This is a genomic window from Kocuria sp. ICS0012, from assembly GCF_001665945.1.
In the GTDB taxonomy this organism is placed as follows: domain Bacteria; phylum Actinomycetota; class Actinomycetes; order Actinomycetales; family Micrococcaceae; genus Kocuria; species Kocuria marina.
The window spans coordinates 80,733-95,543 of sequence record NZ_LZMM01000077.1; the positions used below are offsets into that span (position 1 = coordinate 80,733).

Below are 14,811 nucleotides of genomic sequence, written 5' to 3' on the forward strand. Positions count from 1 at the left end.
CTACGCCGCGGGCATCGACACCGCGGACACCGGCAGGCCGGGGTCCGCGGTGAACGAGATCCCGGTGGGCTGACGGCCCTGCGCCACCAGCCGGGAGCCCAGGGCGGCCACCATCGCGCCGTTGTCGGTGCACAGGGACAGCGGCGGGATCACCACGGGAATCCCGTGCTCACCGCACCGCGCGGTCACGACCTCCCGCAACCGGGAATTGGCGGCCACGCCCCCGCCCATGAGAAGGGTGGTGATCCCGTGTTCGGTGCACGCCAGCACGGTCTTGCGCGCGATCACGTCCACGACCGACTCCTGAAAGCTTGCGGCCACGTCCGCCACGGGGACGGGTTGACCGGCGGCGTCGAACGCCTCGACCACGCGGGCCACGGCCGTCTTCAAGCCGGAGAAGGACATGTCGTAACGGTGCGGACCGGGATTCTCGGCCGACCCCATGTACTTGCCCGCCGTCAGCCCCCGGGGGAACGCGAAAGCCGTCGGGTCGCCGTCCTTCGCGGCCTTGTCGATCGCCGGTCCACCGGGGTAGGAGAGTCCGAGCAGGCGGGCGACCTTGTCGTAGGCCTCGCCGGCGGCGTCGTCGATCGTGGCGCCCAGTAGCCGCACGTCGCTCGTGATGTCGGGGACGGCCAGGATCTCGGTGTGGCCCCCGGAGACGAGCAGCGCGCCCAGGCCGTCGGGCAGCTCACCGCGGTCGTCGAGCAGACCCACCCCCACGTGGGCCACGAGGTGGTTGATCGCGTACAGGGGTTTGCCCGTGGCCACCGCGAGTGCCTTGGCCGCCGCGACCCCTACCATGAGCGCCCCGGCGAGCCCGGGCCCGGAGGTCACGGCGATCGCGTCGAGCTGGTCCAGGGTCACACCGGCGTCGTCGAGCGCAGCACGCACCGCGGGGACGAACGCCTCGAGGTGCGCGCGCGAGGCGATCTCGGGGATCACCCCGCCGAAGCGCACGTGTTCGGCCATGGACGAGGACACCGTGTTGGTGAGCAGCTCGGTGCCCCGCACGATCCCGATACCCGTCTCGTCGCACGAGGACTCGATGCCCATGACGAGCGGTTCAGCGGTGTTCATGAATGGTCCTTCCGTCCGCGCTGCGGGTGGGCTCCTTCGCGGGAACCAGTTCGCAGCGCATGATCAGCGCGTCGTGGCCGGGCCCGTAGTAGTGCGCCCGGGTGTGGATGTGGTGATAGCCGAAGTGGCGGTACAGCTCTTGTGCCCGCGGATTGTCCGCCCGCACCTCGAGCATCATCTCGGTGGCGCCGCTGCGAATCGCGGCCTCGTGCAGCACGCGCAGCAGGGCACTGCCCAGGCCCTTGCCCTCGTGGTCCTTCGCGACCGCGATGGTCTGCACATCCGCGACCGGCGGGATGCTCATCATCCCCGCGTAGCCCACGATCTCCCGGTCCCGGGTGAGCACCCAGTACTGCCGTGTGGGGTGGGTCAGTTCCTCGTGGAACATGTGCCGGGGCCAGGCGTCCTCGGGGAACAGGACAGCCTCCAGCGCGTACACGTCCTCGAGGTCCCCAGGTTGCATGGGGCGCAGCGCGTAGCCCGCCGGTAACGACGACGCCGCTCCCACCGCAGCCGCGTGCCCTCCCGTCATGGGGTGGCCCGTCATCGTGTGGCCCGCTTGGGGGATGCGGGCACCTTGGCGTCGGAATCGCGCAGGTACAGGGGAGACGTGTCGGTGCTCAGTTCCTGACCGCGGCTCGTGATCGCCCACGCCGCCCGGGCGAGATCTGCGGCGGAGGGGTGCAGGTCCGAGAATCCCGGGACCGCGTGCGACAACCGATCGGGGTAGAGCCCCGCACCGGAGCCGTAGCACGGCAGCGCGGGAACGTCCTCCGGGGGGCCAACCCGGGGATCGCCCAGCGGGGTGATCACGGGTCCGCGCTCGTCCTCGTGCACCCGGTAGTCGCGGCGGTAGAGCTCCTTGCGGCGCGCATCGGTGACCACCACGAACTCCGCATGACCCGCGGCGAGCGCCTCCGGGGCCACGTGGAACGCCGCCGCGTCCAGGGAACACACCCCATGGACAGGCAGGGCCCAGGCAAAGCCCAAGGTGCGACCGGTCACAAGTCCCGCGCGCAGACCCGTGAACGGTCCGGGACCGGTGCCCACGAGAACGGCGTCCAGGTCGGTGCCGGTGAGGCCCGCCTCCGCCATGAGGTCGTGCACGGCGGGAGCCAGGGCCTCGGCGTGGGATCGGGTGTCGACGGTGTCGAACCTGCTCAAGACCTCACCGTCCCGGGACAGTGCCACGGACGCGATCGACGAGGAATCCAGACTCAGCACAAGCACCCGAACAGTCTAAGCCCGGCCCCGCAACCGCTCCGGGCCCCGGCGACCGCCCGCCGCCATCACTCCGGGCTCCGGCCGCCCCTCACCCCGGCACTGCGTGGCGAGGTCACAACTGGAGGGGGTCCGCCCAACGGGGTCCGTAGCCGCGCACGATTACCGCGCGCGGTTCATCGCTGAGTTGCTCCGCGGATTTCCACTCGTCGTTGAGGGCGCGGATCACGTCCGCCGCGGAGGGGGAATGGCCCTCTCCGTCGGAACCTGATCCGCCGGAGAGCACCGCCCCCCTGAGATCCGCGGGGTCCTCACCGTCCGTGGTCCCCACGGTGGACTCCGCACCCGTCGCGTCCGACACCGGATCCGCCGAGCCGGGCCCGTCCTGCGTACCCCGCGCCCGGACGATGTCGATCACCAACCGGGAATCGCTGAGGTGTTCCACCTTGCCGGTCCCCCACTCCACGACGGTCACGCACGTGTCCACGGTGTCCTCGAGGTCGATGTCGTCCACGTCCGCCGCGGAGTCCAAGCGATAGGCGTCCACGTGCACGAGATCGGGTCCGCCCGGGCGGGGCCCGTCCGGATCGTTGGGGTGCACGCGGCTCAACACGAACGTGGGGGATATGATCCCGTCGCGCACGCCGAGGCCCCGGCCGAGCCCCTGGGTGAACGTGGTCTTCCCGGCGCCGAGGTCACCGTTGAGCATGACCAGGTCCCCGGCCCGCAGGTGCTCGGCCACCCGCTCGGCGAGCACCCGGGTGTCATGAGCGGTGTCGGGATGCCGAGTCACGGTCCAGGCGGCACCGTCCGCCGCGCTCCCGGCTGTTCCGACGCCGCCGGCATCGGGAGCGTTCACGTACTCCCGGGGTACGCGCGGCGAGATCCTCGTGACGATCTCGTAGTTGATCGTCCCCGCGGCATCCGCCCACCGCGTGGCGGACGGGTCCTCCCCCGCCCCGAACAGCACGGCCTCGTCCCCCACGCGCACGGGCGGTTCCGCCGCGGACGAGTCCACTCCGGGCGGTTCCGATCCGGACGACCACGCCGCGGGCTCCCCGCCCCGCGACAGGTCCACGACGCACTGGTCCATCGCGATCCGCCCCACCACGGGGTACACCCGGTCCCCGATCCGCACGGGGGCGCCCGTGGCTACCCGGGGAACGCCGTCGGCGTAGCCCAGCGGGATCAGCGCAAGGTGCGTGGGCCCGGTGGTGCGGTACGCGAAACCGTACGAGACCCCGTGGCCCGCGGGAACGGCTTTGACGTTGGCCACACGGGCCCGCAGGGTCATGGCCGGGCGCAGGCCGAAGTCCTCGGGGGTGCAATCCGCGAACGGGCTCAGCCCATACAGGCCCAGCCCCACCCGCACGGCGTCGCGGAGCATGAGATCGGGGTCCGCCATGTCCTGTGCCCCGAATAATCCGGGGGTGTTGGCCGCGTGGATCAGGGTGGGGTCCAGGCCCGCGTCGCGCGCGATCCGCACCGCATCGCTGAGCGCGTGCAATTGCGCAACGGTCTCGGTCTCGCGTTGCGGTTCGTCCGCGACGGCGAGGTGCGTGAAGATCCCTTCCACGCTCAGCAGACCGGCGTTCTGAGCGGCCACCACGCGCTCGACGAACCCGGGCCACTCCTCCACCGTGGCACCGTTGCGGCCGAGCCCGGAATCGAGTTTCAGGTGCACCGTGGCCGGGGTGCCCGTGTCGCGGGCGGCGGCCAGAACGGCGTCGAGCTCCCACCCGTTGAGACCCAGGCGGACGTCGCGTCGCAGCGCCTGTTCGAAGTCCGTGGCAGGGGTGTGCAGCCACGCGAGCACGGGGGCGGTGATGCCCGCGTCGCGCAGGGCCACCGCCTCGGACGCGTGCGCCGTGCCGAGCATATGGGCGCCGGCGGCGAGCACCGCGCGCGCCACCGGAACCGCCCCGTGGCCGTACGCATCTGCCTTGACCACGGCGATCAGCGTGCGCCCCCGGGCGAGTTCCGCGAGGTGCCGCACGTTGTGCTGCACGGCGGAGAGGTCCACCACCGCGCTGCGTTCGCTGGGTTGCCGGGGCTGTCGGTCTGTCATCGCACTCACCATTCCATTGTGCCCTGCGCCGCCGGCGCGCCCGGCCCCGCCCGAGCCACGCGCACTCGTTCCCGGGCGGGCGGTCCCGGTACGCCGCCCCAGTAGGCTGGTCGCGTGTCCTCTCCCGATCGGCCCCGTGTCCTGCTGCTGAGCATGCACACGTCCCCCGTGGACCAGCCCGGGACCGGGGACGCCGGTGGCATGAACGTGTACGTGTGGCACCTAGCCCACGCGCTCGCCCACGCGGGCTGGGCCGCGGACATGGCCACCCTCGATCGCGATCCGTCCCATTCCCCCGGCATTCGCACGACGGACCTCGCCCCGGGCGTGCGGCTGCTCACCGTGGCGCTCGCGGGCGCCGCAGAGGTCCCCAAGGAGGGCCTGCCCCGGTTCGCACGTGCCTTCGGCGAGGCCCTCGCACAGCATTACGCCGACGACGCCGCGCCCGTCGTGCACGCCCACTACTGGCTCTCCGGCGTGGCCGGGCTCCACGTGGCCAGCTTCCTCCGGGCTCCCCTCGTCCTGACCCTGCACACCTCCGCCGCCGCCAAGAACCTGCGCGCCGGATCGGACGAGTCCCCCGAACCGGCCAAGCGGGAGGCCGCCGAACGAGAACTGATCGCCCACGCCTGCCGCACCGTGGTGAACACCCCCGCGGAACAGCGGCAGGTCGTGGAGCTGTACGGCGCGGATCCGGCGAGCGTGGTCGTGATCCCGCCCGGGGTGGACCCCGAGGTCTTCCACCCGCCGGTCCCGGACGAACGGGACGAGTTACGGAACGGGCCCTTCACCGTCCTGTCCGCGGGACGCATGCAACCCCTCAAGGGACAGCAGATCCTGGTCCGCGCGCTCGGAGAGTTGCACCGCAGTCACCCTGACGTTCCCGTTCGCTTGATCCTGGCCGGTGTGGGCTCCCCCGATTTCCTGGCCCACCTACGCGAGCTGGCGGACGCGGGGGGCGTGGCGAGCGCCGTCGACTTCCGCGGCTCCCTGCCCCGCGAGGACCTCGCCCGACTCATGGGCCGGGTGGACGCGGTGGCCGTGGCGTCGTCGTCGGAGACGTTCGGGCTCGTGGCGGTCGAGGCCCAGGCGTGCGGGACGCCCGTCCTGGCCACGGACGTGGACGGACTGCGCTACGCCGTGCGCGACGGTGAGACCGGCCGGCTCGTCCCGGACCGCGAGCCCGCGAGCTGGGCGGACGCACTGTACCGCGCGGCCCGGGACCCGGGCGCGTGGCGAGCAATGTCACACGCCGCTCGGCTGCGAGCGCGCGAGCTGACGTGGGACGACGTCGCCGCGCAGCACACTGCGGCCTACCTCGCCTGTGCGGCGCGCGAGCACGACGCCTAAACTTTCCCGTGTGACCACCGCGTACCTGAGCCGTGATTCCCTTGCCCGTTACCTGGACCGCTCCCGGATCACCGGGGCCGTCGCGACCCCCCGTGAAGCCAACCTCCGCAACATCCAGGGTTTCCTGGACGGGGACCAGCACCAGCACATGGGGGTCGAGCGCATCAGGGACTGGGATTTCGACTCCGTCTTCGAGCTCATGCGCGACCGCGTGGGGATCAACGACGACCCCGAGTACGCCGAGGGCCAGGACTTCATTTCCGCGCAGCTGTGCGTGGCCGGACTCGACCGCTACGCCGAGCTGTTCAGCCGCGCGGTGCAGGGCCGCAAGCGGTTGTTGTTCGCGACCGGTCATCCCTCCGGCCTCGCGCCCGTCTACGCCCGCCTCGCGCGGGTGGCCCGCAAGTCCGGGGCGCGCGTGCTGCGCTTCGACGAGGCCCTGCCGTTCGAGGACGGGGACGTCCGCCAGATCGAGGACGTCGTGATGGTCGAGCAGTACGGCGGCCTGCGCCACACCCACTTCCCCGAGCCCATGCAGCTGGTCCTCGATCACCTGCGGGACCAGGGCCGCGAGGCGCCGGACCTCGTGATCGCCGATCACGGGATGGCCGGGTACGCGGGCTCGCGGGCGGGGCTGTCCACCATCGCGATGGGTGACTGCAACGACCCCGGGATCTTCGTCGCTGAGGCCCAGGGGCAAGTGGAGGTCGTGGTCCCGCTGGACGACAACGTCCCCCCGCACCTCTACGACCCCGTGGTGGACTACATCATTTCCCGTGCGGGGCTCGCGGGGCAGGAACGCGGCTGAGTTCGGCGATCCCGTCCGGCCACTCGCACGCCTGCCGCGCGGGCGGTCGGCCCTCGGCGGCGTCGTGCCGACCCGCGTCCCCGAACCGGGACGCGCCCGCTGCCGCGAGGGTCTCGTCCAGCACGACGACGCCGCGCGAGAACGTCTCCCCGTACGTGCGGTCCCCGAGGCCGAACGCCGCGTAGCGCACGCTGCTCAGATCCGCGGCTCCTTCGGCCACCGCCGTCGCGACAGCCCGCGCGGACGTGGGCAGCTCGCCGTCCCCGTACGTGGAACACACCATGACGTGCGGGTGGGAGGTGTCCAGCGCGGCGGGATCCGTTCCTGGGCGTGGGGACGGAGCTGAGTCGGGAGGAACTACCCGTGGTGTGCCGCCCGGTGTCCCCGGGGAACGAACGGGAATCGGTCGTGTTGGCCTGGCCGCGGGGTGTGACCGTGCCCCGGCGGGTCCGGGCGGTCGCGGACCTGGCGCGCGCGTCCGCCGGGGGCTGGGCGATCTTTCGCTGAACCGCGCGAGGGCCGGGCCGCACCCCCCCCAGGGACCCGGGCCGCCGCACCCGCGGGCCCGGGCCAGCGGCAGGACGCGCGCCCCCGGACGCAACCGAGGGCCGCCCGGTACGTGCCGGACGGCCCTCGCGGCGTCGTCGTGCGGTGCTACGAGACGATCAGCGCTCGACCTCGCCGCGGATGAACTTCTCCACGTTCTCGCGGGCGGTGTCGTCGTCGAACTGCTCGGGCGGGGACTTCATGAAGTAGGAGGACGCCGAGGTCAGCGGTCCCCCGATGCCGCGGTCCAGGCCGATCTTCGCAGCGCGGATCGCGTCGATGATCACACCGGCGGAGTTGGGCGAGTCCCACACCTCGAGCTTGTACTCGAGCGAGATCGGGGCGTTACCAAAACCGTGGCCCTCGAGGCGGACGAAGGCGAACTTGCGGTCGTCAAGCCACCCCACGTAATCCGAGGGGCCGATGTGCACGTCCTTGGCCCGCATCTCGTGCGGCACGTTGGACGTCACGGCCTGGGTCTTGGAGATCTTCTTGGACTCGAGCCGCGAGCGCTCGAGCATGTTCTTGAAGTCCATATTCCCGCCCACGTTGAGCTGGTACGTGCGGTCCAGGACGTAGCCGCGGTCCTCGAGCAGCTTGGCCAGCACGCGGTGGGTGATGGTCGCGCCCACCTGGGACTTGATGTCGTCGCCCACGATCGGCACGCCGGCGTCCGTGAACTTCTGCGCCCACTCGTCGGTCCCGGCAATGAACACGGGCAGGGCGTTGACGAACGCCACACCGGCGTCGATCGCGGCCTGCGCGTAGTAGCGGTCGGCCTCCTCGGAACCCACCGGGAGGTAGGAGACGAGCACGTCCACCTCGCGTTCGCGCAGCACCTGCGCGACGTCCACGGGCTCGGCGTCCGATTCCGTGATGGTCTCGCGGTAGTACTGGCCCAGCCCGTCCAGGGTGGGTCCGCGCTGCACGTTCACGTCCAGGTTGGGGACCTTTGCGATCTCCATGGTGTTGTTCTCGGAGGCCAGGATCGCCTGGGAGAGGTCCAAGCCCACCTTGGCGGCGTCCACGTCGAACGCGGCCACGAACTGCACGTCCCCCACGTGGTAGTCACCGAAGCGCACGTGCATGAGCCCGGGCACGGTCTCGGAGGGGTCTGCGTCCCGGTAGAAGTGGACGCCCTGGATGAGCGATGTGGCGCAGTTGCCCACACCGGCAATGGCCACTCGGATGGGATTTTCGGACACGGTTCTCCTCAGCTCGGGTGATGACGGCCACGCGCACCTCGCGCGTTCGTGCGTGGGCACCGCATCCTGCCGTGCCACGCCGCACGCAACCGACTCCACAGTCTAGCCACGCGCTCGGACGTGCCTCGCCCGGGCACCGCCGTGACGACGACGCCGCTGCCGCCCTCACGCTGCACGGTCACTCGGCCAGGACGACCTCCACGAGCAACAACACCGCGACCAGCAGGAACACGACCCCGGCCGCGATCTCGACCTCGGCCGAACGCGCTTGGAACCGCCGCGCCAGCGCGGGGACGGAACCGAACCACGCGACGGCCAGGAACCATGCCAGGCCCACGGCCATGAGGAGCGCCAGGGTGATCAATCCCTCCCACCACAGGATGTCCGCGGGGACAACGGTCGCGAACAGGGCGATGAAGAAGACGATCGCCTTGGCGTTGGCCAGGTTGGTGATCGTCCCCTGGAGCAGGGCCTTGCCCGATGTGAGGTGGCGGGTCCCGAGCAGACCTCCGGCCTTGGAGAACGCGGGACCCCCGATTGTGCCCGTGGGTGCGGCGGGGCTCGCGGCGACGTCGGGGTCCACTGGTCCGCTGAATCCGGCCGAACCGCCGGGGCCGTCCTGCCCGTCGGTGCAGACCCGTGCGGCGAGGCCCGCTCGTGCATCGGGATCCGAGGTCTCCGCGTGACCCGTTCCACCGCGATTCAGCGCGCGCGTGGCCAGCCCGGCGCGCAGGGATCCGTAGCCCATGCGCGCCAGGAACAGGGCACCAGCGATCTGGATCACGAGTTTGAGCACGTGATTGCTGTTGATCACCAGCGTCACGCCCGTGAGCGAGAGCGTGATCCACATGAGGTTGCCGACCATCACCCCCGCCGCCGTGAGCATGGCCTTGCCACGTGTGGTGAGGAACGCATTGCGCAGAATCACCAGGACGTCCGGACCCGGGGAGATGATCCCCGCGATCCACAGTCCCAGCAGCGCGGCGTACTGCGCCGCGGTCATACGTGCTTGGACTCGGTGGCCGCCCCCCAGATGTTGATGTCCGCGTCCGAGACCAGCTCGTCGATCCGCTGCAGTTCATCGTCGGAGAAGTCCAGGTTCTGCACGGCGCGGGCGGAATCGGCGATCTGCTCGGGCGAGGACGCGCCCACGAGCGCCGTCGTGACCTGTCCCTCCGCCTGCGGACGCAACACCCACGCGATCGCCATCTGGGCCAACGTCTGCCCGCGGTCCCGGGCCATCGCGTTCAGTTCCCGAATCTGATCCAGGGTGTTCTCACTCAACCAGTCCGGGTTGAGTGACTTCCCAGCGGCCGCGCGGGAGTGCTCGGGTACACCGTTCAGGTACTTGTCGGTGAGCATGCCCTGGGCCAGCGGGGAGAAGCTGATAGAGCCCATGCCCGCTTCCGTGAGCGCGCCCAGCAGGTTCTTCCCGTCCGCGTGCTCGTCCGGCTGCTCGATCCAGCGGTTGAGCATGGAGTACGAGGGCTGGTGGATGAGCAGCGGAGTGCCCAGCTCCCGCATGATCCCCTGCGCGGCGAGCGTGAGGTCCGCGCTGTAGGACGAGATCCCCACGTAGCTCGCGCGGCCCGAACGCACGATATGGTGCAGGGCACCCATGGTCTCCTCGAGGGGAGTATCCGGGTCCGGGCGGTGGTGGTAGAAGATGTCCACGCGGTCCAGGCCCATGCGTTCGAGCGACTGGTCGATGGAATCAAGCAGGTACTTGCGTGAACCGCCCACACCGCCGTACGGGCCGGGCCACATCTGCCACCCGGCCTTCGTGGAAATCACGAGTTCCTGGCGGTACCGGGCGAAGTCCTCCCGTAGGATGCGCCCGAAGTTCAGCTCCGCGGAGCCCGCGGGCGGGCCGTAGTTGTTGGCCAGGTCGAAGTGCGTAATCCCCAGGTCGAACGCCCGGCGCAGCGTGGCCCGCATGGTCGCGAGCGGGGTGTCATCGCCGAAGTTATGCCACAACCCCAGAGACAGCGCGGGCAGCTTTAGCCCGGAGTTGCCCACCCGCCGGTACGGCATGGTCTCGTAGCGGTCCTCGGCCGCGGTCCACACGGTGTTCTCACCAAAAGTCAGCATGGGGTTCAGTGTGCCACCTCGCGGGCGGGGCTGACTCGAAGCAGGTAACGGTCACGTCCCGGGCCCGGTGCCGCAGCCCGCACGACGACGCCGCGGCGGGGCCCGCGCGGCCCCCCCCCATGGAATCCCGCCGCACACACCGACGCCGCGCAGAACGACGCCACACGCATAGCTACACGCGCAGCACCACCGCCGTCTCCGGCGCGAGCCGCACCGCGCCCGGCGTCGTCGTAATGTCAGGGTCCGTGCCACTCGCGAAGAGCACCCGCGGGGCGTCACCGCCCATGAGCGGCAGCTCGCGTTCGGAGTCCGAGAGGTTCACGGCCACGACCACGCCGTGTTCGGACTCCGGCTCGCTCATCCGCTTGAGCACGAACCACTGCTCGGAGTCGCTCGCCTGGGTGGCCACGGTGGCCCAGTTCTGATCGGTGAGCTCCGGGGTGTCGTGGCGCAGCGCGATCAGCTCCCGGTAGGCGTCCAGGATGCGCTGGTGCTCACCTTCGTGCACCTCGCCCCAGTCGAGCTTGGAACGTTCGAACGTCTGCGGGTCCTGGGGATCCGGGACGGTCGCGTGATCCCAGGCCATCGCGGCGAATTCCGCCTTGCGGCCCGTGGCCACGGCCTCCCCCAGTTCGGGTTCGGGGTGGGCCGTGAAGAACTGCCACGGCGTGCTGGCCCCGAACTCCTCGCCCATGAACAGCATGGGCGTGTAGGGCTGGGTGAGCAGCCACGTGGCGGCCGCGATCGCCCGGTCCACGCTCATGCCGTGGTTCATCCGGTCCCCGGCCGCGCGGTTGCCCACCTGGTCGTGGTTCTGCAGGAACGTCACGAACTGCCACGGCCGCTGCTCGGCAGGATCGATCTCGCGGCCGTGCGAGCGGCCACGGAACGTGGAGTACGTCCCGTTGTGGAAGTACGCCGTGTGCATGGTCTTCTCCAGGGCGTGCAGGGATGCGAAGTCCCCGTAGTACCCGTGGGTCTCCCCGGTGAACGCCACGTGCGCGGCGTGGTGGACGTCGTCGAGCCACTGCGCGTCCATGCCCAGACCGTGCCCCTCCGTACCCGCGATCATGCGGGGATCGTTGAGGTCGGATTCCGCGATGGCCACGAGCTCCTTGCCCGTGCGCTCGGACTCCGCCGCGATGCGCTGGGCGATCTGCTCCAGGATGTGCGTGGCGCGGGAATCGGCGAGCGCATGCACGGCATCCAGGCGGAACCCGTCCACGTGGTAGTCGCGCAGCCACATGGTGATGTTGTCCAGGATGTACTCGCGCACCCCGTCCGAACCCCACCCGTCCAGGTTGATCAGGTCCCCCCAGCTGGAGGCCCCGGGCTTGAAGTACTCCGCGAAGAGCGGCAGGTAGTTCCCGCTGGGTCCCAGGTGGTTGTAGACCACGTCCTGGATCACGGCGATGCCCTTGGTGTGGCACGCGTCCACGAACCGCTGATAGGCCTCGGGCCCACCGTAGGACTCATCCACGGTGTACCAGGCGACGCCGTCGTAGCCCCAGTTGTGGTCCCCGTTGAACCCGTTGACGGGCAACAGTTCCACGGCGTCCACGCCGAGGTCCACGAGGTGGTCCAACTTGCCGATCGCCGCATCGAGCGTGCCCTCCGGGGTGAACGTCCCGGGGTGCAGTTCATAGAGCACCGAGTCCCGCAGCGGACGCGGCCGCCACGCGGCGTCGTGCCATTCGAAGGCGTCCGGGTCGAACGTGCAGGACAAATCGTGCACACCTTGCGGCTGGCGGCGTGAGCGCGGGTCTGGAAGCACCTCGGACACCGAAGTGCGTTCCTTGTCCGTGCCCTCGTCGAAGACCTTGGTCAGCAGGTAGCCGTAGCGCACGGTGCCCCGGGGGACGTCGGCGTCGTCGGGCAGCGTCCACCAGCCGGGGCGATCGGCCAGGCCCTGCATGGGGTGGTCCACACCGTCGATGCGCACGGTGACCTTGCGGGCGTGGGGTGCCCACACGTCGAAACGATGGTCCTGGGTCATGTCTCAGCCGTCCTTCCGGCGCAGGATCGCCACGGGGTAGGTGAAGAGGAGGTCGGCCAGGCGCACGGCGCCGTCCTGGTCCGTGGTGTACTCGCGGTGCGTGAGGACGTCCTGCCACGTCCCCGGCGCGAGGACCACGGTCTCGTCCGTGAAGCCGCCCTCGGGGGCGAGGGTCGCGGGGAAGCGGGTGACCACGGTGGCCACGCCGCCGCGGTCGAAGCCCAGTGCGTGCTCGGCGAGCGCGCCCCGGAACTCCAGCGGTATGTACTCCGTGAACAGCTCGGGGTGCTCGCCGCGCAGCCGCAGGGCGCGCGAGGTCAACAGCATGCGCGCCGCCCCCGTGCCGTCCACGGGCGGGGTGGCGTCCGCGGAACCCGGCCGAGCGGCGTCGAGCCGTGCCAACATCTGCTCGCGCGCCGCGAAGTCCACGGGCCGACGGTTGTCGGGGTCCACGAGCGACGGTTCCCACAACTCCTGCCCCTGGTAGACGTCCGGGACGCCCGGCAGGGTCAGCTGCAGCGCGGTGGCCGCCAGGGCGTTGCTGAACCCCGGTGCGCTCACGCGCTCCACGCACCCCTCCACGATGCCGCGGGCGCGCGGGTTGCTGAAGAGGAAGTCGATGAACCGGGTCAGCTCCGCCTCGAAGTGCTCGTCCCCGTCCACCCACGCGGTGGACACGGACGCCTCGCGCACGGCCTTCATCGCGTAGTCCACGGCACGATCGCGCTCGAGCGGCCACGCACCCACCACGGCCTGCAGGACGAGGTTCACGGCGGGTCCGTCCGCCAGCTCGATCTGCGCGTCCTTGGCGCGGTTGACGAGCGTGGCCACGGTCTCGGACCAGGCCCTGGGCTGCTCCGAGAGCACCGTGATCCGCGCACGCACCGATGCCGAGCGCTTGGTGTCGTGGGTGGTCAGTGCGTTCATGGTCGCGGGCGATTCACGCTGCCGCCGCGCCGCCTCCGCGTGGAACTGCTCGGGCGTGAGCGAGAAGACCGAGGGGTCACCGCCCACCTCGGTGAGGGAGGAGAGCTTGGGGTATCGGTAGAACGCGGTGTCTTCCACGCCCTTGGCCATGACCATGCCCGAGGTCTGCTGGAAACGCTGCGCCACTCCGCTCAGGGTGCCGTTCACGTCCCCGCCGAGTTCACGCGCGAGGTCGTCGAGCACGTCCGCGAGCTCGGGGCGCCATCGCCGCGCGGCGGCGACCGCGTCGCGCAGGTACTGCGCACCCTCGGGCAGGTACGTGCGGTACACCGGGAAGTTGGCGAGGATCTCGGCGAGACCGTCATACGACGCCGCGGCCCCGTGCGGGAAGTCGGCCGGCAGTTCGCGCACCAGGCGGTGCACCTCTGCGGCCAGGCCAGCGTCCGCCATCCGGCGCTTGGTCTCGTGGATCAGCGGGTCCCAGCGCACGGGCTGACCACCGCGCAGCTTGGTGTCCAATGAGGCGAGCTCGTAGTGCCCGCGTGCGTCCGTGAGCACCCGGTCGATCCAGCCCAGCGAGTCGTAGCCCGTGGTCCCGGCCGTGCGCCACTGTTCGGGCAGGTACTCCCCCGGTTCCAAGATCTTCTCGACGACGGTCCACGCGCCGTCCGTGAGCCCGGCCAGCTTCCCGAGGTAGTCCTGCGGGTCCCGCACCCCGTCCGGGTGGTCGATGCGCAGCCCGTCCACGAGTCCCTCGCGGAACCAGCGCGCGACCTCCGCGTGGGATTCCTCGAAGACACGGGCGTCCTCGACCCGCACCCCGGCGAGCGTGGCCACGGTGAAGAACCGGCGGTAGTTCAGCTCGGAGTCACCGCGGCGCCAGTTGATCAGTTCGTAGTGCTGCCGCCCGTGCACCTCGGCGGGATCGTCGCCCTCGCGGTACGTGCCCTCGGCCAGGGGGTAGACGTTGTCGTAGTAGCGCAGCGTCCCGTCCTGGACGGTGAGCGCGGAGAGGTCCTCGTCACCGTCGCCGAGCACCGGGATCAAGATCTTGCCGCCGCCGGCCTGCCAGTCCACGTCGAACGCGTCCGCGTAGGGGCTGTCCTGCCCCTTCTCGAGCAGCGACCACCACCACGGGTTCTCCTGCGGGGCGGCCACGCCCTGGTGGTTGGGCACGATGTCCACGACGACGCCCAGTCCGGCCTCGTGCGCGGCATCGGACAGTGCCTTCAGCCCCTCCGATCCCCCGCGTTCGGGATCCACCTCGGTGGGATCTACGACGTCGTACCCGTGGTCCGAGCCGCTCGTGGCCCGCAGGATGGGCGAGAGGTACACCCACCCCGCCCCCAGACGCTTGATGTAGGGGACCAGTTCCGCCGCGCGATGCAGGTCCTGCTGGGTCGTGATTTGCAACCGGTACGTTGAAGTGGGTGTCAGCACCCTTACAGTCTTGCCGAATGCGCGCGCTCGGGCCAGTCACCCCGCGCTCAACGAGCACCGTGACGTAAACGGCGGACGC

12 protein-coding genes are annotated in these 14,811 nt (G+C 70.6%); 2 read left to right on the forward strand and 10 right to left on the reverse strand.

The features are described 5' to 3' along the window. From tsaD to alr, 4 genes are all read right to left on the reverse strand, one after another. Positions 1–1,080 carry a tRNA (adenosine(37)-N6)-threonylcarbamoyltransferase complex transferase subunit TsaD gene (tsaD, locus tag A5728_RS12275; protein ID WP_064847328.1) on the reverse strand — a complete coding sequence of 360 codons (1,080 nt, stop codon included), beginning with the start codon at positions 1,078–1,080 and terminating at the stop codon, positions 1–3. Further along, positions 1,067–1,612: a ribosomal protein S18-alanine N-acetyltransferase gene (gene rimI / locus A5728_RS12280; protein ID WP_064847356.1), complete on the reverse strand. Its 546-nt coding sequence runs from the start codon at positions 1,610–1,612 to the stop codon at positions 1,067–1,069. The genes tsaD and rimI overlap by 14 nt, the downstream gene beginning before the upstream one ends. An 11-nt stretch (positions 1,613–1,623) precedes the next feature. Next, complete coding sequence (tsaB, locus tag A5728_RS12285; RefSeq protein WP_064847329.1) at positions 1,624–2,310, reverse strand: tRNA (adenosine(37)-N6)-threonylcarbamoyltransferase complex dimerization subunit type 1 TsaB; 687 nt, start codon at positions 2,308–2,310, stop codon at positions 1,624–1,626. A gap of 106 nt (positions 2,311–2,416) precedes the next feature. Beyond that, positions 2,417–4,369, reverse strand: a complete 1,953-nt coding sequence (gene alr, locus A5728_RS12290) for an alanine racemase (RefSeq protein WP_082943465.1) — start codon at positions 4,367–4,369, stop codon at positions 2,417–2,419. Between the two features lie 114 nt (positions 4,370–4,483). Between alr and A5728_RS12295 the strand changes: the two genes are divergently transcribed. Next, positions 4,484–5,719: a glycosyltransferase gene (locus tag A5728_RS12295; RefSeq protein ID WP_231885647.1), complete on the forward strand. Its 1,236-nt coding sequence runs from the start codon at positions 4,484–4,486 to the stop codon at positions 5,717–5,719. A 10-nt stretch (positions 5,720–5,729) separates the two neighbouring features. Continuing rightward, positions 5,730–6,527 (forward strand): phosphatase, encoded by a 798-nt coding sequence (locus A5728_RS12300; protein ID WP_064847332.1) that lies wholly within the window; start codon positions 5,730–5,732, stop codon positions 6,525–6,527. Here A5728_RS12300 and A5728_RS14990 read toward each other — a convergent pair. From A5728_RS14990 to treY, 6 genes are all read right to left on the reverse strand, one after another. Beyond that, a complete protein-coding gene (locus A5728_RS14990; protein WP_255359900.1) occupies positions 6,487–7,128 on the reverse strand; it encodes a flavodoxin domain-containing protein in 642 nt (213 codons plus the stop codon). The two genes, A5728_RS12300 and A5728_RS14990, sit on opposite strands and share 41 nt — an antisense overlap. A gap of 64 nt (positions 7,129–7,192) precedes the next feature. Further along, positions 7,193–8,278, reverse strand: coding sequence for an inositol-3-phosphate synthase (locus tag A5728_RS12310; protein WP_064847334.1), 1,086 nt, complete (start codon positions 8,276–8,278; stop codon positions 7,193–7,195). A gap of 178 nt (positions 8,279–8,456) precedes the next feature. Further along, positions 8,457–9,281 (reverse strand): LysE family translocator, encoded by an 825-nt coding sequence (locus A5728_RS12315; protein ID WP_064847335.1) that lies wholly within the window; start codon positions 9,279–9,281, stop codon positions 8,457–8,459. Next, complete coding sequence (mgrA, locus tag A5728_RS12320; protein WP_064847336.1) at positions 9,278–10,369, reverse strand: L-glyceraldehyde 3-phosphate reductase; 1,092 nt, start codon at positions 10,367–10,369, stop codon at positions 9,278–9,280. Before mgrA ends, A5728_RS12315 begins: the two co-directional genes overlap by 4 nt. 172 nt (positions 10,370–10,541) lie before the next feature. Beyond that, positions 10,542–12,365 carry a malto-oligosyltrehalose trehalohydrolase gene (gene treZ / locus A5728_RS12325; protein ID WP_064847337.1) on the reverse strand — a complete coding sequence of 608 codons (1,824 nt, stop codon included), beginning with the start codon at positions 12,363–12,365 and terminating at the stop codon, positions 10,542–10,544. A gap of 3 nt (positions 12,366–12,368) precedes the next feature. Beyond that, positions 12,369–14,732 carry a malto-oligosyltrehalose synthase gene (treY, locus tag A5728_RS12330; protein WP_064847338.1) on the reverse strand — a complete coding sequence of 788 codons (2,364 nt, stop codon included), beginning with the start codon at positions 14,730–14,732 and terminating at the stop codon, positions 12,369–12,371. Between the last annotated feature and the right edge of the window lie 79 nt (positions 14,733–14,811).